Genomic DNA, 22,200 nt, shown 5'->3' on the forward strand with positions numbered 1-22,200 from the left:
CCGTCGTGCGCATCGCAGTCACCGGCTCCATCGCCACCGACCACCTCATGACCTTCCCCGGTCGTTTCGCCGACCAGTTCGTCGCGGACCAGCTGCACACGGTTTCGCTCTCCTTCCTCGTCGACAACCTGGACGTGCGCCGCGGCGGCGTCGGCGCGAACATCGCCTTCGGCATGGGCCAGCTCGGCACCAAGCCGGTCCTAGTCGGTGCCGCCGGCTTCGACTTCGACGAATACCGGGCCTGGCTCGACCGGCACGGCGTGGACACCGACTCGGTCCGGATCTCCGAGACCCTGCACACCGCCCGCTTCGTGTGCACCACCGACGCCGACCACAACCAGATCGGCTCGTTCTATACCGGCGCGATGAGCGAAGCCCGCCTCATCGAGCTGAAGACCGTCGCCGACCGCGTGGGCGGCCTGGACCTGGTCCTCATCGGCGCCGACGACCCGGAGGCGATGCTCCGCCACACGGAGGAGTGCCGCTCCCGCGCGATCCCCTTCGCCGCCGACTTCTCCCAGCAGATCGCCCGGATGGACGGCGACGAGATCCGGGTGCTGCTGGACGGCGCGACGTACCTGTTCTCCAACGAGTACGAGAAGGGTCTCATCGAGTCCAAGACCGGCTGGGGCGACGCCGAGATCCTCACCAAGGTCGGCCACCGCGTCACCACCCTCGGCTCGCGCGGCGTGCGTATCGAGCGGGTCGGCGAGGACCCCATCGAGGTCGGCTGCCCCGAGGAGGAGCGCAAGGCCGACCCCACGGGCGTCGGCGACGCCTTCCGCGCGGGGTTCCTGTCGGGACTGGCCTGGGGCGTCTCGCTGGAGCGCGCCGCCCAGGTGGGCTGCATGCTGGCGACGCTCGTCATCGAGACGGTCGGCACGCAGGAGTACCGGCTGCAGCGCGGGCACTTCATGGAGCGGTTCGTGAAGGCGTACGGGGACGAGGCCGGGGAGGAAGTGCGAGCCCACCTCCGGTGAGACCGGCGTCCGGCCACTCACCCCTTCGGGCGCTCAGCCGATCCGGCGTACCAGATACGCCGTACCCCTCTCCGCGGGTTCCTCTCCGACGTACTCCTGCCCCCGCATCTCGCACCACGCCGGGATGTCCAGGCGGGCGGCCTCGTCGTCGGAGAGGACCCGTACGATCCCGCCGACCGGTACCTGCCCGAACACCTTCGCCAGCTCGATGACCGGGATCGGGCACCGCTTGCCCAGGGAGTCGACGAGCACTTCCCCGGGGCCCTGCCGGGCGGCCGGTGCCGCCGGTGCGCCCAGCTTCTCCCGTACCCCCGCCACCGCGTCCGGCAGCACCGCGAGGAAGCGCTCCACGTCCTCCCCGGCCGTCCCCATCGGCAGGGACACCCGTACGTTGCCCTCGGTCAGCACGCCCATCGCCTCCAGCACATGGCTCGGCGTCAGCGTGCTGCTCGTGCAGGAGGAACCGGAGGAGACGGAGAAGCCCTCCCGGTCCAGCTCGTGCAGCAGCGCCTCGCCGTCGACGTAGAGGCAGGAGAAGGTGACGATGCCGGGCAGCCGGCGCTCGGGGTCGCCGACGACCTCCACGTCCGGCACCAGCTCCGGCACCCGCGTCCGGATCCGGTCCGTCAGCTCCCGCAGCCGAACCGCCTCCTGGGCCGCCTCGGCCCGCACCGCCCGCAGGGAGGCCACGGCCGCCACGATCGCCGGGAGGTTCTCGAACCCTGGCGCCCGCCCCGACTCCCGCTCGTCGACGGGCCCTTGGGCGGCGAACCGCACCCCCTTGCGCACGACGAGCAGTCCGACCCCCGAGGGCCCGCCCCACTTGTGCGCGCTCGCCGCGAGCAGCGACCAGGCACCCTCGACCGGCCCCCACCCCAGCGACTGCGCCGCGTCCACAAGCAGCGGCACCCCGGCGGCCCGGCACACCTCGGCCACCTCGGCGACCGGCTGCACGGTCCCCACCTCGTGGTTGGCCGACTGCAGGGCTGCCAGCGCCGTGTCCGGGCGGAGCGCGGCCTCGTAGGCGGCGGGTTCGACGGTTCCGGCCCGGTTGACCGCCACTTGGGTGACCGTCCCGCCGTCCGACTCGAACACCTCCGCCGCGTGGAGGACGGAGGAGTGTTCGACCGCTGACACGATCAGGTGGGATCCGACCCGGCGCCGCCCGGCCAACGCCCCCATCACGCCCGTATGTACGGCCCGTGTCCCGGAAGAGGTGAACACCACCTCATCGGCCCGGCAGCCGAGGGCCTCGGCTGCCGCCTCCCGGGCAGCGTCCAGCAACATCCGGGCCTTACGGCCCTCCCGGTACAGCCGCGCGGGATCCGCCCATCCCTCGTCCACGGAGGCCAACAGCGCCTGACGGGCAACGGGATGGAGGGGGACGGCGGAGGCAGCGTCAAAGTAGGCCATACGGCAACGTTAAGACCCCGGCAGGGGCAGCCGACCCAGGGGCGCGAGGAACTGCGCGACCAGCCACAACGCACCTGCAGCCGCCAATCAAGCGAACCACCCACTCCAGTAGGCACCCCTCCCCGCGAACCCTCGGAGAGGGTGGGCTAGGGTTTGGTCCGCATAAACATCCAAACCCCTGCCCGACGCAGGGCGGCGACCGACCAGCGAGAACAAGGCCGCAGCCGACCGCGCGGGCGAGACTCTCGGGAAGGCGCTACGTGAGTCCCAACGGCTCCGACCGCTCGCCGCGGCGCCCGATGCGGCGGAAGCTGCTGCAGGCAATGACCGCGGGCCTGGTCCTGGCGACCGCAACCGGTTGCACATACAAGGACTTCCCCCGCCTTGGCATGCCCACCCCGACCACGGAAGAGGCTCCGCGGATCCTCTCCCTGTGGCAGGGCTCCTGGGCTGCCGCGCTCGCCGTCGGCGTGCTGGTGTGGGGCCTGATCCTGTGGAGCGCCATGTTCCACCGGCGCAGCCGCACCAAGGTCGAGGTACCTCCGCAGACCCGGTACAACATGCCGATCGAGGCCCTGTACACGGTGGTCCCGATCATCATCATCTCGGTGCTCTTCTACTTCACCGCCCGGGACGAGACGAAGCTCCTCAGCCTCGACAAGAAGCCCGACGTCACGGTCAACGTGGTCGGCTTCCAGTGGAGCTGGGGCTTCAACTACGTCGCGAACGTCCCCGGTGTCTCCGGCGACGCCAAGACCGACAAGAACCTGAACGCCATTCCGGACCGGTTCAAGAACCAGTTCCCGGCGAACGCCGGCGGCGTCTACGACGTCGGTACGCCGGGCACGCGGAACCCGCAGACCGGCAACCCCGGTCCGACGCTCTGGCTGCCCAAGGGCCAGACCGTCCGCTTCATCCTCACCTCGCGTGACGTCATCCACTCCTTCTGGGTGGTGCCGTTCCTCATGAAGCAGGACGTCATCCCGGGCCACACCAACGCGTTCCAGGTGACCCCGAACCGCGAGGGCACCTTCCTCGGCAAGTGCGCCGAGCTCTGCGGCGTCGACCACTCCCGGATGCTGTTCAACGTGAAGGTCGTCTCCCCGGCGGCGTACCAGAAGCACCTCCAGGACCTCGCCAAGAAGGGGCAGACCGGTTACATTCCCGCCGGCATCGCGCAGACGAGCCACGAGAAGAACCGGGAGACGAACAACCTGTGAGCATCCTCAACGAACCCCAGGGTGCCGCGGCAGCTGACGGCGCGTTCGCGGACGAGCTGCCGGTCAGGCGCAAGCAGCCCGGCAATGTCGTGGTGAAGTGGCTGACGACCACCGACCACAAGACGATCGGGACGATGTACCTTGCGACGTCGTTCGCGTTCTTCCTGATCGGCGGCGTGATGGCGCTGCTCATGCGCGCCGAGCTGGCCCGGCCGGGCCTGCAGATCATGTCGAACGAGCAGTTCAACCAGGCGTTCACGATGCACGGCACGATCATGCTGCTGATGTTCGCGACGCCGCTGTTCGCCGGCTTCGCGAACTGGATCATGCCGCTGCAGATCGGCGCGCCCGACGTGGCCTTCCCGCGGCTGAACATGTTCGCCTACTGGCTGTACCTCTTCGGCTCGCTCATCGCGGTCGGCGGCTTCGTCACCCCGCAGGGCGCGGCCGACTTCGGCTGGTTCGCCTACTCGCCGCTGTCGGACGCGGTCCGCAGCCCGGGCGTCGGCGCCGACATGTGGATCATGGGTCTGGCCATGTCCGGCTTCGGCACCATCCTCGGCTCGGTCAACTTCATCACCACGATCATCTGCATGCGCGCCCCGGGCATGACCATGTTCCGCATGCCGATCTTCGTGTGGAACGTGCTGCTGACCGCCGTGCTGGTCCTGCTGGCCTTCCCGGTCCTGGCCGCCGCGCTGTTCGCCCTGGAGGCGGACCGCAAGTTCGGCGCCCACGTCTTCGACGCCACCAACGGCGGCGCACTGCTGTGGCAACACCTCTTCTGGTTCTTCGGCCATCCAGAGGTGTACATCATCGCCCTGCCGTTCTTCGGCATCATCAGCGAAGTCATCCCGGTGTTCTCCCGCAAGCCGATGTTCGGCTACATGGGTCTGATCGCCGCGACCATCTCCATCGCCGGTCTGTCCGTGACCGTGTGGGCCCACCACATGTACGTCACCGGCGGTGTGCTGCTGCCGTTCTTCTCGTTCATGACCTTCCTGATCGCCGTACCGACCGGTGTGAAGTTCTTCAACTGGATCGGCACGATGTGGAAGGGCTCGCTGTCCTTCGAGACACCGATGCTCTGGGCCGTCGGCTTCCTGATCACCTTCACGTTCGGTGGTCTGACCGGTGTCATCCTGGCCTCGCCGCCGATGGACTTCCACGTCTCCGACTCGTACTTCGTGGTGGCCCACTTCCACTACGTGGTCTTCGGTACGGTCGTCTTCGCCATGTTCTCCGGCTTCCACTTCTGGTGGCCGAAGATGACCGGCAAGATGCTGGACGAGCGCCTCGGCAAGATCACCTTCTGGACGCTGTTCGTCGGCTTCCACGGCACCTTCCTGGTCCAGCACTGGCTGGGCGTGGAGGGCATGCCGCGCCGTTACGCCGACTACCTGGCGGCCGACGGCTTCACCGCCCTGAACACGCTCTCCACCATCTGCTCCTTCCTGCTCGGCCTGTCGATCCTGCCGTTCCTCTACAACGTCTGGAAGACGGCCAAGTACGGCAAGCCGGTCGACGTGGACGACCCCTGGGGCTACGGCCGTTCGCTGGAGTGGGCGACCTCCTGCCCGCCGCCGCGGCACAACTTCCTCACCCTGCCGCGGATCCGCAGCGAATCCCCGGCGTTCGACCTGCACCACCCTGAGATCGCCGCGCTCGAGCAGCTCGCGCACAGCGGTCACGGCACCGCCATCGCGGGCAGCAAGGAGGCCGGCAAGTGAGGATCCAGGGTCGGATGTTCGTCTGGCTGAGCGTCTTCCTCCTGATCATGGCCATCGTGTATGGCGTGTGGTCGAAGGAGCCGGCCGGTACCACCGCACTGTTCCTGGCCTTCGGCCTGAGCGTGATGATCGGCTTCTACCTGGGCTTCACCGCCCGGCGGGTCGACGCGGGCGCCCAGGACGACAAGGAGGCCGACGTCGCGGACGACGCGGGCGAGCTGGGCTTCTTCAGCCCGCACAGCTGGCAGCCGCTCCTGCTGGGCTTCGGCGGTGCGATCGCCTTCCTCAGCATCGCGGTCGGCTGGTGGCTGATCTACTTCTCCGCCCCGTTCATCGTGGTCGGTCTGTTCGGCTGGGTGTTCGAGTACTACCACGGTGAGAACCGCACCCAGTAGCACCCGCGTGCACGCACCGGAAGCCCGGACCCTTGCTCACCAGGGTCCGGGCTTCCGGCTTTTGCGCAGGTCGCAGGGGGTGCCTTCGTGCGTTTGCCGCAGTGTCGGTCGCCCGGACGGGTTACCCGCCGCGCAAATGGGGTCAGTGCCTCATAGCGTGATGGTATGAACCACACTCCGCGGACCCGCACCGTCGTCAGCTGCGCCCTGCTGGTGACCGCGCTCGGCGCGTGCGTCACCGCCTGCGGTTCGGACGGCGGCAACCCACTGTCGGCCAAGCCGTACGACGCGGCGGACATAGTCTCCTTCAACGGCCCCACCGAAGCGGGGAAGCGGGCCGATCCGGACAAGCCCCTGGAGATCACCGCCGAGGGTGACGACAGCATCACCGACGTCACCGTCCAGGACTCCGCAGGGCGCTACGTGGCGGGCGAACTCGCCGCCGACGGCAGCAGATGGCACAGCACCGCCCCGCTGGCCGCCAACACCCACTACACGGTCGCCGTGAGCACCGAGGACGCCGACGGCGCGCCCGGCCGCAAGGTCTTCGCGTTCGACACCAGCCGGCCCAGCAGCAGGAAGCGCCTGACCGTCACCTTCGGGCCGAAGTCGGGCCAGTACGGCGTCGGCCAGCCCATCACCGCCCAACTCGACCAGGAGGTCAAGGACAAGGCGCAGCGCGCCATCGTGGAGCGCGCCCTGCGGGTGGACTCCACGCCGGCCGTGCAGGGCTCCTGGTACTGGGTCAGCGACAAGGAACTCCACTACCGGCCCCAGGAGTACTGGCCCACCCACACCACCATCACGGTGCACAGCAACCTGGACGGCATCAAGATCAGCGACCGGCTGTGGGGCGGCAAGTCCAAGCCGGTGAAGCTCACCATCGGCGACCGGATCGAGGCCGTCACCGACGCCGCGGCGCACCAGCTGACGTTCTACAAGAACGGCCAGGACATCAAGCGGATCCCCGTCACCACCGGCAAACCCGGCTACGACACCCGCAACGGCATCAAGGTCGTCCTGGAGAAGGCGTACGTCGTCCGCATGCGCGGCACCACCATCGGCATCGCCGCGGGCAGCTCCGACTCCTACGACATGTCGGTCTACTACGCCACCCGGGTGACCTGGTCCGGCGAATACGTGCACGCCGCGCCCTGGTCCGTGGGCTCACAGGGCTACGCGAACGTCAGCCACGGCTGCACGGGCATGAGCAACGGCAACGCCGCGTGGTTCTTCGACAACATCCACCAGGGCGACATCGTCAGGGTCGTCAACTCAGGCGGCCACCAGATGGAGGACTTCGGCAACGGCTTCGGTGACTGGAACGTCGACTGGACGAAGTGGCGCAAGGGCAGCGCGCTGACCAACGGCAAGGCCGACAGCCCGTCCGAGGCGGACACGGTACGCCTCCAGCCGGCGGCGCTGTAGCCGCCCTGACGGGGCGCGAGGCTGTGCCGATATGCGGCTTTGCCGCGTGGGCGCGAGAAGGCCCCACGGACCCGCTCTCGCCCACGAACACGGCGCCCCGGGCCGCTAGGCGCTCAGCAACCTCTTCTGCCGGAGCAGGGAAGCCAGGGCCGAGGAGAACTCCACGGGATCCACCGGCAGGGTGACCGCGGCGTCCGCCCGGCTCCACGTCGCCAGCCAGGCGTCCTGCGGCCGCCCCATGAGCAGCAGCACCGGCGGGCAGTTGAACACCTCGTCCTTGATCTGCCGGCAGACCCCCATGCCGCCCATCGGCACGGCCTCACCGTCCAGCACGCACACGTCGATGCCGCCCTTGTCCAGCTCACGCAGCACCGCCTCGGGCGTCGCGCACTCCACGAACTCGACCAGGGGGGCGTCGGGAGCGGGCCTGCGGCCGGTGGCCAGCCGTACTTGCTCGCGGGTGTTGGAGTCGTCGCTGTAGACCAGCACCGTGGCGGTCGGCTGCATTGTTCCTCCGGGACGTCGGCGTCGTACGGACGGGACGGACAAGGCCGTTCGGGCGGAGCTTACTCCCGTGGAAGTCCCCATGAACACCACGTCAACACCGGTTCGGCGGGCAGCAACACTCCGAACGGCACCCCCCGGAGTGAGGGCGGGATAAGCGACCGACATAATGTCGGTCGTGGCGACAGCAACGACAGTAGAAACCGGGCACGCGCACCCGTCGGTCAACCGGCCGAACCTCACCAGCGTCGGAACCATCATCTGGCTGAGTTCCGAGCTGATGTTCTTCGCGGCCCTCTTCGCGATGTACTTCACCCTGCGATCGGTGACGGGTCCGGCGCACTGGAAGCACATGGCCGACGCACTCAATGTGCCCTTCTCCGCGACGAACACCACGATCCTGGTGCTCTCCTCGCTCACCTGCCAGCTCGGCGTGTTCGCGGCCGAGCGCGGTGACGTGAAGAAGCTCAGAGGGTGGTTCATCGTCACCTTCATCATGGGTGCGATCTTCATCGGCGGTCAGATCTACGAGTACACGAGCCTGGTGAGGGACGAGGGCATCTCGCTCTCCTCCGACCCCTACGGCTCGGTGTTCTACCTGACCACCGGGTTCCACGGCCTGCACGTGACGGGCGGTCTCATCGCCTTCCTGCTGGTCCTCGGCCGCACCTACATGGCCAAGAGGTTCACCCACGAGCAGGCGACCGCCGCCATCGTCGTGTCCTACTACTGGCACTTCGTCGATGTGGTCTGGATCGGCCTTTTCGCCACGATCTACCTGATCAAGTAGCCGGGACCGGCTCCCGCACATCCAGAAGCACCGACGCAGAAGATCCTGACACCGGGGTAATCCGTGAAAAAGCTCTCCGCACGACGACGCCATCCGCTGGCGGCGGTCGTCGTCCTACTCCTCGCGCTGGCGGCCACTGGGGGGCTGTACGCCGCGTTCGCACCCGCGGGCAAGGCGCAGGCCGATGATTCCGCCCAGTCTTTGACCATCCAGGAGGGCAAGAAGCTCTACGAGGTCGGCTGCGCCAGCTGCCACGGCACCGGTGGCCAGGGCTCCTCCGACGGGCCGAGCCTGGTCGGCGTGGGTGCCGCGGCCGTCGACTTCCAGGTCGGCACCGGCCGTATGCCGGCCGCCACCTCGCAGGGCGCCCAGGTCCCGCGCAAGAAGGTCGTCTACAACCAGACGCAGATCGACCAGCTCGCCGCGTACATCGCCTCGCTGGGCGCCGGCCCGAACGTGCCGACCAAGGACCAGTACGGCCCCGACGGCGCGGACATCGCCAAGGGTGGCGAGCTGTTCCGCACCAACTGCGCGCAGTGCCACAACTTCATCGGCAAGGGCGGTGCCCTGACCAAGGGCAAGTTCGCGCCGACTCTCGAGGGTGTCGACCCGAAGCACATCTACGAGGCCATGCAGACCGGCCCGCAGAACATGCCGTCCTTCCCCGACACCACGTTGTCCTCGAAGAACAAGAAGGACATCATCGCGTACCTGCACGCGGTCGACAGCAGCGAGACGACGAACCCCGGCGGTCTGGAGCTGGGCGGCCTCGGGCCGGTCAGTGAGGGTCTGTTCGCCTGGATCTTCGGTCTCGGCGCACTGATCGCCGTCGCCGTCTGGGTCGCCGCTCGGACCGCAAAGGCCAAGAAGTCATGAGTAGCCAAGACATTCCAGAAGAGAACCTGCCCGCTGAGCAGGACCACGCGCGCGGCGCGGTAGGGATCGCGGACGAGGAGAACCCGTTCGCCGACCCGGGGCTGCCGCCCCACGAGCACCGCATCCAGGACATCGACGAGCGGGCCGCCAAGCGGTCCGAGCGCACGGTCGCCCTGCTGTTCACGGTGTCGATGCTGGCCACCGTCGGCTTCATCGTCTCGTACGTGACGATCCCGCACGACAAGAGCATCTTCGTCTTCCCGATCGGGCGCCTCAGCGCGCTGAACTTCGCGCTGGGCCTGACTCTCGGCGCGGCGCTGTTCTGCATCGGCGCGGGCGCGGTCCACTGGGCCCGCACCCTGATGTCCGACGTCGAGGTCGCCGACGAGCGGCACGCCATCGAGGCCCCGGCCGACGTCCGCGCGAAGGTCCACGCGGACTTCCGGCAGGGCGCCAAGGAGTCGGCGCTCGGCCGCCGCAAGCTGCTGCGCAACACGATGTTCGGCGCGCTGGCCCTGTTCCCGCTGTCCGGCGTCATGCTGCTGCGCGACCTCGGTCCGCTGCCCGGCACCTCGCTGCGTCACACGCTGTGGGCCAAGGGCAAGCGTCTGGTCAACATGAACACCAACCAGCCGCTGCGCCCCGAGGACGTCGCCGTCGGCTCCCTCACCTTCGCCAAGCCCGACGGGCTGGAGGAGACGGATGAGGAGTTCCAGACGGAGATCGCCAAGGCCGCGCTGATGATCGTCCGGCTGCAGCCCGGCAACATCAAGGACAAGCGCGAGCTCGACTGGTCGCACGAGGGCATCGTCGCGTTCTCCAAGATCTGCACCCACGTCGGCTGCCCGATCTCGCTGTACGAGCAGCAGACGCACCACGTGCTGTGCCCGTGCCACCAGTCCACCTTCGACCTCTCCGACGGTGCCCGAGTGATCTTCGGCCCCGCCGGCCACGCCCTGCCGCAGCTGCGCATCGGTGTGGACAGTGAGGGTTACCTCCAGGCGCTCGGCGACTTCGAGGAGCCCGTCGGTCCTGCATTCTGGGAGCGCGGATGAGTACTGCAGCGAACGAGACGCCCCGCTCTCGCGGGAAGGCCCCGGCCGGCGAGCGTGTCGCCGACTGGGCCGACGGCCGGCTCGGGATCTACTCCCTGGCCAAGGCCAACATGCGCAAGATCTTCCCCGACCACTGGTCGTTCATGCTGGGTGAGGTCTGCCTCTACAGCTTCATCATCATCATCCTCACGGGTGTCTATCTGACGCTGTTCTTCCACCCGTCGATGAACGAGGTGGAGTACCACGGCAGCTATGTCCCGCTGCAGGGACAGCTGATGTCCGAGGCGTTCAACTCGACCCTGCACATCTCCTTCGACGTGCGCGGTGGTCTGCTCGTGCGGCAGATCCACCACTGGGCCGCGCTGATCTTCCTCGCCGGCATGTTCGTGCACATGATGCGCGTGTTCTTCACCGGCGCGTTCCGCAAGCCGCGTGAGATCAACTGGCTGTTCGGCTTCCTGCTGTTCGTCCTCGGCATGTTCACCGGCTTCACCGGTTACTCGCTCCCGGACGACCTGCTCTCCGGCACCGGTGTCCGCTTCATGGAGGGCGCGGTCCTGTCCGTGCCGATCGTCGGCACGTACCTGTCGTTCTTCCTCTTCGGCGGTCAGTTCCCCGGTCACGACTTCGTCGCCCGGTTCTACTCGATCCACATCCTGCTGCTGCCGGGCATCATGCTCGGCCTGGTGGTGGGCCACCTGATCCTGGTCTTCTACCACAAGCACACGCAGTTCGCGGGTCCCGGAAAGACCGAGAAGAACGTCGTCGGCATGCCGCTGCTGCCGGTGTACATGGCCAAGGCCGGAGGCTTCTTCTTCCTGGTCTTCGGTGTCATCGCGGCCATCGCGGCGGTGGCCCAGATCAACCCGATCTGGGCCATGGGCCCCTACCGTCCGGACCAGGTGTCCACCGGCGCCCAGCCCGACTGGTACATGGGCTTCGCCGAGGGTCTGGTCCGCTTCTTCCCGGGCTGGGAGGTCAACTTCTGGGGTCACACGCTCGTCCTGGGCGTGTTCATTCCGCTGGTGCTCTTCCCGCTGGTCCTGGCGGCGATCGCGGTCTACCCGTTCATCGAGTCCTGGATCACCGGCGACAAGAGCGAACACCACATCCTGGACCGTCCGCGCAACGCCCCGACGCGTACCGCATTCGGTGTCGCCTGGATCACGATCTACATGATCACCCTGGTCGGCGGTGGCAACGACCTGTGGGCCACCCACTTCCACCTGTCGATCAACGCGGTCACCTGGTTCGTCCGGATCGGCTTCGTCGTCGGACCGATCATCGCGTTCATCGTCACCAAGCGGATCTGCCTGGGCCTGCAGCGCCGCGACCGCGACAAGGTGCTGCACGGTCGCGAGACCGGCATCATCAAGCGGCTGCCGCACGGTGAGTTCATCGAGGTGCACGAGCCGCTCAGCCAGGAGCAGCTGCACACCCTGACGGCTCACCACCAGTACGAGCCGGCCGAGATCGGCCCGACGGTCGACGAGAACGGTGTCGAGCGCAAGGTGCCGGCCTCGGAGAAGTTCCGGGTGAAGCTGTCCAACGCCTACTACGGCGAGGACAACCAGATCCCGAAGCCGACCGTCGACGAGTACAAGGAGATCACGAGCGGCCACGGCCACCACTGATCCCCGCGTCGCCACGCCACGCTGATGGGCCCCGTCCGGCTTACGGACGGGGCCCTTCGCCGTGTCCGGGGGTGGATAGGCTGGGATCACACTGTTTCTCACGACACCAGGAGCGGCTGATGAGCGCTGTGACCCCCGCTGGAGGCGACACCGCGGCGGGCCGTTCCTGGCCCGAGGTACTGAACGCCCTGCTGGAGGGCCGGGACCAGAGCGCGGATGCCACGGCATGGGCGATGGACCGGATCATGCGCGGGGAGGCGACGGACGCGCAGATCGCGGGATTCGCCGTGGCCCTGCGCGCCAAGGGCGAGACGGTGGAGGAGATCACCGGGCTCGTGCGCGCGATGTACGCCCACGCGAACGTCATCGAGGTGCCGGGGGAGACCGTCGACATCGTCGGCACCGGTGGTGACGGTGCCAAGACGGTGAACATCTCCACGATGTCCTCGATCGTCGTCGCCGGCGCCGGCGCGAAGGTCGTCAAGCACGGCAACCGGGCCGCGTCCTCGGCGTCGGGCGCGTCGGACGTGCTGGAGAAGCTCGGCGTCAATCTGAACCTCCCGCTGGAGCGGGTCCCGCAGGTGGCCGAGGAGGCCGGGATCACCTTCTGCTTCGCGGTGAAGTTCCACCCGGCGCTGCGCCATGTGGCCGCCGCCCGTGGCCAGTTGGGCATCCGTACGACCTTCAACGTCCTCGGTCCGCTGACCAATCCGGCGCAGGTGCGCGCCCAGGCCGTCGGCGTGGCGGATCTGCGGATGGCCCCGATCGTGGCGGGCGTCCTCGCCGAGCGCGGCAACTCCTCCCTGGTCTTCCGCGGCGACGACGGCCTGGACGAGTTGACGACGACCGCCACCTCGCGGGTGTGGGTCGTCCGGGACGGCAAGGTCACCGAGCAGACCTTCGACCCGAGGGACGTCGGCATCGACCTCGTCCCCGTGGAGGCCCTGCGCGGCGCGGACGCGTCGTACAACGCGGAGGTCGCCCGCCGCCTGCTCGACGGTGAGGCGGGGGCCGTACGGGACGCGGTGCTGCTGAACTCGGCGGCGGCGCTCGTCGCGCTGCGGCCCACGGACGCGCCGCTGACCGAGCAGCTGCGGGACGGGATGGCGATGGCGGCGGAGTCGATCGACTCGGGTGCGGCGAAGCGGACGCTGGAGCGGTGGGTGGCGGCGAGCAACGCCTAGCGCTCCACCGGGGATCGTCCCGCGATCCGGACTCGGGTTGCGGGACGACGATCATTTCCCGTACGTTCCTGTACCAGGTCATGAGTGACAGCCATTCGGCCCCGGCCGGCTGTCCGGCAACCCTCCGTCCGTGGCGGGGTGCCCCGGGTGAGGACCAGGTCGTAGGCAGCGAGGTCTACGGCAAGCGCGGACCCCTCGCGCGCCGCTGAGAGCGCGGGACCAGGGGTCCTGGTCGTCGAGGGAGCCTTCCGTGAGCAAGCGAATGCGATAGGGCCGCCGAGCCCCGCCTCCGCACACCCCTTTTCTCTTCTTTCCGTACGTCGTCTTCGGCGTACGTTCTCACGGGAGTCCACCCATGTCCGTCTTCACCGCTGCCTCCGACCAGTTCGTCTGCTCCCCGCTGCCCGTTCTGGGCCGGGATGTCACCGTGCCGCTCGTCACCGGCGGCGAGGTCACCTACGCGGCCCTCGACTACGCGGCCAGCGCCCCCGCCCTGCAGCGCGTCTGGGACGACGTGGCCGCCTACGCGCCGTACTACGGCAGCGTCCACCGGGGCGCCGGCTACCTCTCCCAGCTGTCCACCGACCTGTTCGAGAACGCCCGCAGGACGGTCGCCGAGTTCCTGGACTGTCGCCCCGACGACCAGGTGATCTTCACGCGGTCCACCACGGACTCCCTGAACCTCCTGGCCCGGGCCCTCCCGGCCGGCTGCCAGGTCTTCGTCTTCGAGACCGAGCACCACGCCGCGCTACTGCCCTGGCAGGACGCCCAGGTCACCTACCTCGACGCCCCGCGCACCCCGCAGCAGGCCGTCACGACCCTGGAGCGGGCCCTCACCGACCGCACCGTGTCCGTCGAAGGGGGCCGCGGTCCGGCCCTGGTCTGCGTCACCGGCGCCTCGAACGTCACCGGCGAGCTGTGGCCCGTACGGGAGCTGGCGGCGGCCGCCCACGCGCACGGCGCCCGCATCGTCCTGGACGCCGCCCAGCTGGCCCCGCACCACCCCGTGTCCGTCCGTGACCTGGACGTCGATTGGGTCGCCTTCTCGGGCCACAAGCTGTACGCGCCCTTCGGCTCCGGCGTCCTGGCCGGCCGCGCCGACTGGCTGCGCGCGGCCGAGCCGTACCTGGCGGGCGGCGGGGCCAGCCGCACGGTCGCCCGGCGGCAGGACGGCGGCGTGGACGTGGAGTGGCACGAGAGCGCCGCGCGGCATGAGGCGGGGTCGCCCAACGTGATCGGCGCCTACTCCATCGCCTCGGCCTGCAAGGCGCTCACCGAGGCCGGCTGGGACACCCTGGTCGCGCGCGAGCGGCACCTGATCGCCCGGGTCCGCGCGGGCCTGGCGGAGGTCCCCCAGGTGAAGGTGCTGTCCCTCTTCGGCGACGACGCCCCCCGCGTCGGCGTGCTCTCCTTCGTCGTCGAGGGCTGGAACAGCTCCCACTTCGCCGCGGCCCTGTCCGCCGAGTACGGCATCGGCGTCCGCGACGGCCTCTTCTGCGCCCACCCCCTGGTCCGCACCCTCCTCGGCACCGACCCCCAGACCCAGGGCGAATGCGGCGCCCCCGAGGCCCAGCCGGGCGAGAAGTCCCTCAACGCCGTCCGCGTGAGCTTCGGCGCCGGCACCCCGGACGAACACGTCGACCGCTTCGTCACCGCGGTCCGGGAACTCGTGACCGAGGGCGCGAAGTGGACGTACCGCACGGAGGACGGCCGCTGCGTGCCGGCGGTGTGATCAGCGCCCCGGAGGGGGTGCGGGGGATGGCGTGGGCAACCGGGGCGAACCCTAGTTGTCCAGGCCGATCGAGAACGCGGCCTCCAGGTCGTGCTGCGAGTACGTCCGGAACGCCACATGCGTGTCCGTGCCCTCCACACCGGGGATCTTGCTGATCCGGCCGGGGATGACATCGGCGAGATCGTCGTGCTGCCGCACCCGGACCATCGCGATCAAGTCGTACGTGCCGGTGACGGAGAAGACCTCGCTCACCGACTCCAGCGAAGCGATCTGCTCCGCGATCTCGGGGATCCGGTCCACGCTGGTCTTGATCAGGACGATCGCGGTGATCACGGCTGGTTCTCTCCCTCGGGTGCCGGAGCTGGGGCGCACTTCACTCTAGTCGTACGGCTGTACCGCACCCATGCGTAGCCGAAGCCCAGACCGAAGCCGACGAGGTGCGCCAGATACGCCACCCCCGGCCCGTCGGAGCTGTGCTCCGCCGCCGCCCACTGCAGCGCCGCCCAGAACGGCAGCACGATCCACGCGGGAAACCGCAGTGGCAGGAAGAACAGGAACGGCAGAAGACTGGTGACACGGGCGCGCGGGAACAGGTAGAGGAACGCTCCGAGAACCGCCGAGATCGCCCCGGACGCGCCCACCAGCGACTGGTCGGAGGCGGCGTTGGCGGCCGCATATCCGAGCAGGGCGAGATAGCCGCAGCCGACGAAGAAGAGGGTGAACTCGACCCGGCCCATCCGTTCCTCGGTCATCGCGCCGAAGACGAAGAGGAAGAGCATGTTGCCGAGCAGATGCACCCAGCTGCCGTGCACGAACAGGGCCGTCACGGGGGTCAGGGCCTCCCGCACCGGCCTGGCGAACAGCTCGGCCGGCACCACGCCCCAGCGCCGGAAGTACGCCCGCTGTGCGGCCTGCAGGCCGTCCCCGGAGCCGTATCCCGGTGTCAGCCCCGAGGCCGGACCCAGGACGAAGAGCAGGCAGCACAGGACGATGAGGCCGTACGTCATCGGTGCTGAGGTGCTCCGGACCGCTCTGAAGGCCCTGCCGGCCGCCGTGCTCCACTGGCTGATCATGAATACAGAGCATGACGTAACGGGACGCAAGCGGACAGACCGCCTCGCCGCCGCGGACGGACCAGCGGCGAGTTGCCGCCAGGCCGTAGGGTTACGGCCACACGCGTCGGCCGGCGGCGCGGCGAGCGACTACGAGAAGGAAGCGGACAGCCACGATGACGGTTCCCCTGCCGACCGCCACCACCCGATGGCGCTGCACCCTGTGCGGCAACCTCACCCGGTTCGACGTGACGCGTTCCTCGAAGGTCGTCGAGTACGTCCACCTCGATCTGGCCGGGGAGCCGACCGTGGAGGAGCGCGAGGTGGTCAGTGAGACCATCGAGTCGGTGCGGTGCCGCTGGTGCAACGCGGTGGACCAGGTGGAACTCGTGGACAGGCCGGGCGCCGGCTCCTGAGCGGAGCGGCCCCGAAGAAGTTGAAGTAGTGGGGTGTGACGGATGGTGGAGACCACGGGCGGGGGGCCGGGCGACGGCACCGCCGAGGTGCTTGACCGTCCGCTGCCCGACGGGGTGCGCCGGAGAGTCGTCCAGATCGTCTCGGACGGCTTCGGCGGGCTGACCGTCTCGGAACTGCCCGCTCAGCTGAGGCAGTACGCCCGGTTCACCCCCAGTCGCCGGGCGAAGTTCGCCGGGAACGCCATGGCGGCGACGCTGGAGACCGATGCGCTGTTCCGGCAGCGGATCGGGGAGAAGTTCAGAGAGGCGCAGCCGGAACTCGCCGGCGCACTCGACTCCGGCTCGCCGCTCCCGGCCGCGGACCCGCTCGACGTGGCGGCCGCGGCCTACGTACTGCGCCCGACGGGCTGGGTGAAGCTGGTCACGGCGGCCGGCGAGGAGGTCCAGCGCGCGGACGCCGAGCGCGCCGACGAGGAGAACCGGGCCGAGCTGGAGCGGCTGCGCGCCGAGCTGGCCCAGGCCCGCGAGCACACCCGCGCCGAGACCGAACGGCTGCGTACGGAACTGGAGTCGGCGAAGAAGGAAGCGGAGTCGCTGCACCGCAAGCTCCGGGCCGCCCTCAGCGACGTCAAGCGGGGCGAGGCCGCACTGCGCAAGGCCCAGGCGGAGATGGACGCCCTACGCGCCGAGGCGCACCTGCGGGTGTCGGCCGCCGAGAGCGAGTCGCGTCGGCTCAAGGCCCGGCTCGGCGAGGCCGAGTCCGCGCTGGAGGCCACCCGCCGCGCCGCCCGCGAGGGCCGCAGCGTGGAGGACATGCGGGTACGGCTGCTGCTCGACACCCTGCTGGAGGCGACCCAGGGCCTCAGGCGCGAACTCGCCCTGCCGCCCGTGTCGGTACGGCCCGCCGAGACCGTGGATGCGGTCGAACCGGGACGAATGACACCGAAGGACATCGCGGCGCGCGCCCTGTCGGAGAACGATCCGGCCATCCTGGACCAGTTGCTGGCGCTGCCGCAGGCGCATCTGGTGGTCGACGGCTACAACGTCACCAAGACCGGCTATCCGCAGATGCCGCTGGAGAAGCAGCGGCTCCGGCTCCTCGGGCAGCTCTCCGCGCTCGCCGCGCAGACGGGCGCCGAGGTGACCTGTGTCTTCGACGGCGCCGAACTGGCCGCCCCGGTGCTGCTGGCGCCGCCGCGCGGCGTCCGGGTGCTGTTCTCGAAGCCGGGCGTCACGGCCGACGAGCTGATCCGGCAGCTCGTGCGCGCGGAGCCGCCGGGCCGTCCGGTCATCGTCGCCTCCACCGACCGGGAGGTGGCCGACGGGGTCGCCAGGGCGGGTGCCCGTCCGGTCGCCTCTGCGGTGCTTCTGAAGCGACTGTCCTGAAGGTCCAACGGGCATACGCAATGCCCGAATTGAGTTGATCATCACGCAACGTAGTGTCAACCACACCTCACCGCATGTGACTTGTGTGCAAAGAATGCATTGTGTGACGAGGTTTTTTGGTGTGAGGATTTGAACTGATCACAAGTGGGTCACTAGGGTCAGGGCTCGAACCTCCGAACGGGTGATCACTCACAAGAAGGAGTTCGTCCTCCGTGGCGTCCCACCGTCGACCCAAGCAGCAGAGTCGCGCTCGCGTGACCGTGCTGACCACCGCAGCAGCCGCCGCCGTCGTCCTGAGCGCGAACGCCGCCAACGCCGCGCCGAGCCAGAAGCTCACCAAGGACCAGGTCAAGGCCAAGGTCGACAAGCTCTACGAGGAGGCCGAGCAGGCCACCGAGAAGTACAACGGGGCGAAGGAGAAGCAGCAGAAGCTGCAGAAGGAAATATCCACGATCCAGGACAACGTCGCCCGCGGTCAGCAGGACCTGAACAAGCTGCGCGACGGCCTGGGCTCGCTGGCCACCTCGCAGTACCGCTCGGGCGGCATCGACCCCTCGGTCCAGCTCTTCCTGTCCTCCAACCCGGACGACTTCCTCGACAAGGCCTCCACGCTCGACCAGTTGAGCGCCCAGCAGGTCGACGCGCTGAAGAAGATTCAGGATAAACAGCGCGAACTCGCCCAGGAGCGGGCGGAAGCCGCCGACAAGCTCAAGGACCTCTCCTCCACGCGCACCCAGCTGGAGCAGAAGAAGAAGGAAGTCCAGGGCAAGCTCGCCGACGCGCAGAAGATCCTCAACACCCTGACGGCCAAGGAGAAGGCGGACCTGGCCGCCCAGCAGCAGCGCGCCGACCGCTCCGCCAGCGCGCGGGTGAACCTCGGCGACGCCCCGCCCGCCTCCGGCCGCGCCGGGGCGGCCTTCTCCGCCGCGCAGAGCAGGATCGGCTCGCCATACGTCTACGGCGCCTCCGGCCCCTCCTCCTTCGACTGCTCGGGCCTGACCTCCTGGGCCTACGCCCAGGCCGGCGTGTCCATACCGCGCACCTCCGAGGCGCAGGCCAACGTCGGCACCCGGATCTACGACCAGAGCCAGCTCAAGGTCGGCGACCTGGTCTTCTTCTACGGCGACCTGCACCACGTGGGCCTGTACGCGGGCAACGGCCAGGTGCTGCACGCCCCGCACACCGGTGCCGTGGTCCGCTACGAGGCGATGTCCGACATGCCCTTCCAGTTCGGCGTCCGGGTCTGACACCCCTGGCCCGACACCCTCGCGAAACCGGGTCTGATACCCGCGCGATCGCGCCGGAAACGCTCACGCGGGGGCGCCCGAACGGGCGAATCCCCTGGACCGGAACTGACTCCACGCCCCGCCACTGACCTGGGTCAGCGGCGGGGCGTCACCGTATGTCGCCGCCACGGCCGTTGGCCGGGCCGCTCGCGCACGGCTACTGTCTGCCGCGTTTCCCCGGCGCCGGGGCCTCCCCGTCCCCAGGCGCCGGGGAAGCGGTCTTACGTCCGCCAGCAGAAGGACTGCCGTGGGGTCTCATCGCCGCTTTGCCTCCTCCGCATTCGACCGGGGCGCCGCCGCCCTGTGCGTCCTGTCGGCCACGGCCGCCGCGCTCGGTGCCGTACCGGCGCACGCGGCCCCGCACACCGACACCCGTGCCGAGGTGGACCGGCTCTACCAGGAGGCCGAGCAGGCGACCCAGGCCTTCGACAAGGCCCGGGAGCGGGCCGGCACGCTGCGCCGCGAGGTACGCGACGCCCAGGACCACATCGCCCGGCAGCAGCAGCGCATCAACACCCTGCGCGAGCAGCTCGGTTCGCTGGCCGGCGCCCAGTACCGCGCGGGCGGCATCGACCCGGCCGTGGCCCTGCTCTTCTCCGACGACCCCGACGACTATCTCGACAAGGCGTCCACCCTCGACCGCATCACCAGCCAACAGGCCGGGCAGCTCCGGGAGTTGCGGTCGGCGCTGCGGGAGCTCGCCCAGGAGCGCGCGGAGACGGCCGGGAAGCTCGCCGAGCTGGAGAGCAGCCGCAAGGCCGTGGCCGCGCACAAGCGGACCGTGGAGAAGAAGCTCACCACGGCCCAGAAGCTGCTCAACACGCTCCCGGCCGCCGAGCGCGCCGCCTTCGGCCGGGCCTCGCGCTCCGACGGCCCCGGCCGCATGGACCTGTCCTACCTGTCCGACCTGACCGGCGCCGCCGCCCCCGGCGCACGTGCCGCCGCCGCGGTGGCCGCGGCCCGCTCCGCCCTCGGCCGGCCGTATGTGTGGGGCGCGAGCGGCCCCTCCGGCTTCGACTGCTCGGGCCTGATGCAGTGGTCGTACGCGCACGCCGGCATCCGGCTGCCGCGCACCTCGCAGGAGCAGCGCTTCGCCGGCCGGCACGTCCCGCTCTCCCAGGCCCGCCCCGGCGACCTGGTGATCTACAGCTCGGACGCCAGCCATGTGGGGATGTACGTGGGCAACGGCCAGGTCATCCACGCCCCCTATCCGGGCGCCGCGGTGCGCTACGACCCGGTCGGGATGATGCCGATCTCCTCGGTCACCCGCCCCTGAACGCGCCCGGCGCCGTTACGATCGGGAAGTGGCTGGTCGCAGACGGGCGTGGAGCATCGGGGTCGTGGGGCTCGGGCTGCTGCTGCCCCTGGCCGGCTGCGGCGGCACCCCGGCCGACTCCGCCCGCACCGAGGTGCAGCACCTGCTCGACCGGCGCTCGGCCGCGCTCCTCGGCCACGACGAGACGGCGTACGGGGCGACGGGCGCCCGCTCCGAGTACACCCGGCTGCGCGCCCTCCCGCTGGCCTCCTGGACCTACCGGGTCACCGCCGTGCACCGCACCTCCGCCGGGGCCACCGCCGACGCCGACCTGCGCTACCGCGTCGCCGGGTACGACAAGGCCCCCGTCGACGCCCGCCGCACCCTCACCCTGGGCCGCACCGCCGGCGGCGGGTGGTACGTCACCGCCGACAGACCCGCCAGGGACGCCGGGCAGCAGCTGTGGGACCAGGGCCCGGTGACCGCCGTCAAGGGGGCGCACAGCCTGGTGCTGGGCACCGGCCGGACGGCCGCCCGGCTGCGCGGCTACGCCACGCTGGCCGACCGCGCCGTACCGGCCGTCTCCCGGGTCTGGGGCACCGACTGGACCCGTCACGTCGTCGTCCTCGTCCCGCGGTCCCTGCAGGGCATGGCGGGACTGCTCGGCTCGCCCGCCGCCGACTACCGGGGGATCGCCGCCGTCACCACCGGCGAGGCGGGGGGCTCCGGCAAGGCGCCGGCGGACCGGGTGGTGGTCAATCCGGAGGCGTACGCCATCCTCGGCGACCTCGGCAAGCAGGTCGTGCTCACCCACGAGACCACCCACGTGGCCACCCGGGCCCACACCACCGCCGCGACCCCGCTGTGGCTCTCCGAGGGCTACGCGGACTGGATCGGCTACCTCGGCACCGGCCGCACCCCCACCGAGGCCGCGCCGGAACTCACCCGCGCCGTCCAGGACGGCCACCCGCCCACCGAGCTCCCCACCGACAAAAACTTCGGCTTCACCAGCGACCCGGCCGAGCTCGCCCGGGCCTACGAGGGCGGCTGGCTGGCCTGCCGGATGATCGCCGACCACTGGGGGCAGGCCCGGCTCGACGCCTTCTATCGTGCCGTCGGCACCCATCAGCAGCGGGCGGGCGCGGTCGAGGACGCGCTGAAGAAGGTGCTGGGGACCACACCGGGAGCGTTCACCGAGCAGTGGCGGGAGTATGTGCGGGCGCAGCTGACCCGGACCGAGTGACGCCCAACTCCCCTCTTCGGCAGGTCAGTCGGATGCGCCGAGCTGTTCGATGGCCTCGCGCAGCCAGGCCCGCTCCGCCTTGCCCGTGGCCCGGGCGACCCGCAGCATGCCCTCGCGGAACAGGTCCCCGGCCTCCTCCGCGCGCACCGGCTCGCCCTGCCGGTAGAAGAAGCTCGCCGGAGCCTGGAGGAAGTCCAGCCGGCGGCGCAGCACCGCCGCCTGCTCGGCGGGGTCGTCCAGGTGGCGCAGGAAGGCCAGGAGCGTGTTGAAGCGGACGTGGTCGGTGATCTCCGCCTGCTTGGGGTCGCGCAGCCGCGCGAGCAGCTCCTGCCGGCCCCTGGACGTCAGGGACAGCACCCGGCGCGGTGCGGCGCTCGCGCCCTCCTCGGTGCGCTGATCGAGCAGCCCGCCGGCGACGAGCCGGTTGATGGCCGGATAGAGCGCGCCGTCGCTGACCGGGCGGACATGACCGCTCAGCGCCTTGATGCGCTCCTTCAGTTCGTAACCGTGCAGCGGTTCCTCGGCGAGGAAGCCCAGGATCGACAACTCCAGCACGCGCCCTCCTCCTTGCAGCGGCCTCGGCAGCCATGCTAGCTCTTATCGAGCTACCTCTTTTCGAGG

The 22,200-nt window shown here is 69.7% G+C and carries 21 protein-coding genes and 1 riboswitch; of the genes, 16 read left to right on the forward strand and 5 right to left on the reverse strand.

Annotated elements, in window-relative coordinates:
* Positions 1 to 5 precede the first annotated feature (5 nt).
* Positions 6 to 980, forward strand: a complete 975-nt coding sequence (locus tag ACIBJF_RS22680) for a carbohydrate kinase family protein (RefSeq protein WP_399176109.1) — start codon at positions 6 to 8, stop codon at positions 978 to 980.
* Positions 981 to 1,013: 33 nt separating this feature from the next.
* On the opposite strand, the gene ACIBJF_RS22685 is transcribed toward ACIBJF_RS22680, so the two are convergent.
* Positions 1,014 to 2,393: a cysteine desulfurase/sulfurtransferase TusA family protein gene (locus tag ACIBJF_RS22685; RefSeq protein WP_399176111.1), complete on the reverse strand. Its 1,380-nt coding sequence runs from the start codon at positions 2,391 to 2,393 to the stop codon at positions 1,014 to 1,016.
* Positions 2,394 to 2,653: 260 nt separating this feature from the next.
* On the opposite strand from ACIBJF_RS22685, the gene coxB reads away from it, so the two are divergent.
* The 4 genes from coxB to ACIBJF_RS22705 all read left to right on the forward strand — a co-directional run bounded on the left by coxB (position 2,654) and on the right by ACIBJF_RS22705 (position 7,166).
* Positions 2,654 to 3,613: a cytochrome c oxidase subunit II gene (gene coxB / locus ACIBJF_RS22690; protein ID WP_399176113.1), complete on the forward strand. Its 960-nt coding sequence runs from the start codon at positions 2,654 to 2,656 to the stop codon at positions 3,611 to 3,613.
* Positions 3,610 to 5,343, forward strand: coding sequence for a cytochrome c oxidase subunit I (gene ctaD, locus ACIBJF_RS22695; RefSeq protein WP_399176114.1), 1,734 nt, complete (start codon positions 3,610 to 3,612; stop codon positions 5,341 to 5,343). Before coxB ends, ctaD begins: the two co-directional genes overlap by 4 nt.
* Positions 5,340 to 5,738 carry a cytochrome c oxidase subunit 4 gene (locus ACIBJF_RS22700; protein WP_356304858.1) on the forward strand — a complete coding sequence of 133 codons (399 nt, stop codon included), beginning with the start codon at positions 5,340 to 5,342 and terminating at the stop codon, positions 5,736 to 5,738. The genes ctaD and ACIBJF_RS22700 overlap by 4 nt, the downstream gene beginning before the upstream one ends.
* A 165-nt stretch (positions 5,739 to 5,903) precedes the next feature.
* Entirely contained in the window at positions 5,904 to 7,166 is a 1,263-nt protein-coding gene (locus ACIBJF_RS22705) for an Ig-like domain-containing protein (RefSeq protein ID WP_399176116.1), read from the forward strand.
* Between the two features lie 105 nt (positions 7,167 to 7,271).
* Here the strand turns inward: ACIBJF_RS22705 and ACIBJF_RS22710 are convergent, their stop codons facing one another.
* Positions 7,272 to 7,673 carry a hypothetical protein gene (locus ACIBJF_RS22710; RefSeq protein WP_356304854.1) on the reverse strand — a complete coding sequence of 134 codons (402 nt, stop codon included), beginning with the start codon at positions 7,671 to 7,673 and terminating at the stop codon, positions 7,272 to 7,274.
* A gap of 166 nt (positions 7,674 to 7,839) precedes the next feature.
* Here ACIBJF_RS22710 and ACIBJF_RS22715 point away from each other — a divergent pair, with 166 nt between their 5' ends.
* The 6 genes from ACIBJF_RS22715 to ACIBJF_RS22740 all read left to right on the forward strand — a co-directional run bounded on the left by ACIBJF_RS22715 (position 7,840) and on the right by ACIBJF_RS22740 (position 14,941).
* Positions 7,840 to 8,460 (forward strand): heme-copper oxidase subunit III, encoded by a 621-nt coding sequence (locus ACIBJF_RS22715; protein WP_153534828.1) that lies wholly within the window; start codon positions 7,840 to 7,842, stop codon positions 8,458 to 8,460.
* 63 nt (positions 8,461 to 8,523) lie between these two features.
* Positions 8,524 to 9,336 carry a c-type cytochrome gene (locus tag ACIBJF_RS22720; RefSeq protein WP_399176118.1) on the forward strand — a complete coding sequence of 271 codons (813 nt, stop codon included), beginning with the start codon at positions 8,524 to 8,526 and terminating at the stop codon, positions 9,334 to 9,336.
* Positions 9,333 to 10,391 carry a Rieske 2Fe-2S domain-containing protein gene (locus ACIBJF_RS22725; RefSeq protein WP_399176120.1) on the forward strand — a complete coding sequence of 353 codons (1,059 nt, stop codon included), beginning with the start codon at positions 9,333 to 9,335 and terminating at the stop codon, positions 10,389 to 10,391. Before ACIBJF_RS22720 ends, ACIBJF_RS22725 begins: the two co-directional genes overlap by 4 nt.
* Positions 10,388 to 12,025 (forward strand): cytochrome bc complex cytochrome b subunit, encoded by a 1,638-nt coding sequence (locus ACIBJF_RS22730; RefSeq protein WP_399176122.1) that lies wholly within the window; start codon positions 10,388 to 10,390, stop codon positions 12,023 to 12,025. The genes ACIBJF_RS22725 and ACIBJF_RS22730 overlap by 4 nt, the downstream gene beginning before the upstream one ends.
* Positions 12,026 to 12,144: 119 nt before the next feature.
* Complete coding sequence (gene trpD, locus ACIBJF_RS22735) at positions 12,145 to 13,209, forward strand: anthranilate phosphoribosyltransferase (protein WP_399176124.1); 1,065 nt, start codon at positions 12,145 to 12,147, stop codon at positions 13,207 to 13,209.
* A gap of 76 nt (positions 13,210 to 13,285) precedes the next feature.
* Positions 13,286 to 13,402: riboswitch (SAM riboswitch) on the forward strand.
* 162 nt (positions 13,403 to 13,564) lie between these two features.
* Entirely contained in the window at positions 13,565 to 14,941 is a 1,377-nt protein-coding gene (locus tag ACIBJF_RS22740; protein ID WP_399176126.1) for an aminotransferase class V-fold PLP-dependent enzyme, read from the forward strand.
* 51 nt (positions 14,942 to 14,992) lie between these two features.
* Here the strand turns inward: ACIBJF_RS22740 and ACIBJF_RS22745 are convergent, their stop codons facing one another.
* Positions 14,993 to 15,274, reverse strand: coding sequence for an Lrp/AsnC ligand binding domain-containing protein (locus tag ACIBJF_RS22745; protein WP_351798615.1), 282 nt, complete (start codon positions 15,272 to 15,274; stop codon positions 14,993 to 14,995).
* Positions 15,271 to 16,014, reverse strand: a complete 744-nt coding sequence (locus ACIBJF_RS22750) for a rhomboid family intramembrane serine protease (RefSeq protein ID WP_399176129.1) — start codon at positions 16,012 to 16,014, stop codon at positions 15,271 to 15,273. The genes ACIBJF_RS22745 and ACIBJF_RS22750 overlap by 4 nt, the downstream gene beginning before the upstream one ends.
* Positions 16,015 to 16,169: 155 nt before the next feature.
* Between ACIBJF_RS22750 and ACIBJF_RS22755 the strand changes: the two genes are divergently transcribed.
* The 5 genes from ACIBJF_RS22755 (at position 16,170) to ACIBJF_RS22775 (ending at position 21,579) form a co-directional block, all read left to right on the forward strand.
* Positions 16,170 to 16,409, forward strand: coding sequence for a hypothetical protein (locus tag ACIBJF_RS22755; RefSeq protein WP_014672226.1), 240 nt, complete (start codon positions 16,170 to 16,172; stop codon positions 16,407 to 16,409).
* A gap of 42 nt (positions 16,410 to 16,451) precedes the next feature.
* Positions 16,452 to 17,795, forward strand: a complete 1,344-nt coding sequence (locus ACIBJF_RS22760; protein WP_399176132.1) for an NYN domain-containing protein — start codon at positions 16,452 to 16,454, stop codon at positions 17,793 to 17,795.
* A 212-nt stretch (positions 17,796 to 18,007) separates the two neighbouring features.
* The gene (locus ACIBJF_RS22765) at positions 18,008 to 19,042 is read left to right on the forward strand and encodes an NlpC/P60 family protein (protein ID WP_399176134.1); all 1,035 of its coding nucleotides are present in this window, start codon (positions 18,008 to 18,010) and stop codon (positions 19,040 to 19,042) included.
* Positions 19,043 to 19,328: 286 nt separating this feature from the next.
* Positions 19,329 to 20,357: an NlpC/P60 family protein gene (locus tag ACIBJF_RS22770; RefSeq protein ID WP_399176136.1), complete on the forward strand. Its 1,029-nt coding sequence runs from the start codon at positions 19,329 to 19,331 to the stop codon at positions 20,355 to 20,357.
* Positions 20,358 to 20,385: 28 nt separating this feature from the next.
* The gene (locus ACIBJF_RS22775; RefSeq protein ID WP_399176137.1) at positions 20,386 to 21,579 is read left to right on the forward strand and encodes a hypothetical protein; all 1,194 of its coding nucleotides are present in this window, start codon (positions 20,386 to 20,388) and stop codon (positions 21,577 to 21,579) included.
* Between the two features lie 24 nt (positions 21,580 to 21,603).
* Here the strand turns inward: ACIBJF_RS22775 and ACIBJF_RS22780 are convergent, their stop codons facing one another.
* Positions 21,604 to 22,134 (reverse strand): PadR family transcriptional regulator, encoded by a 531-nt coding sequence (locus ACIBJF_RS22780; protein WP_399176139.1) that lies wholly within the window; start codon positions 22,132 to 22,134, stop codon positions 21,604 to 21,606.
* Positions 22,135 to 22,200 lie beyond the last annotated feature (66 nt).

The sequence above is a fragment of the Streptomyces sp. NPDC050743 genome, assembly GCF_044456925.1.
Classification (GTDB): Bacteria; Actinomycetota; Actinomycetes; order Streptomycetales; family Streptomycetaceae; genus Streptomyces.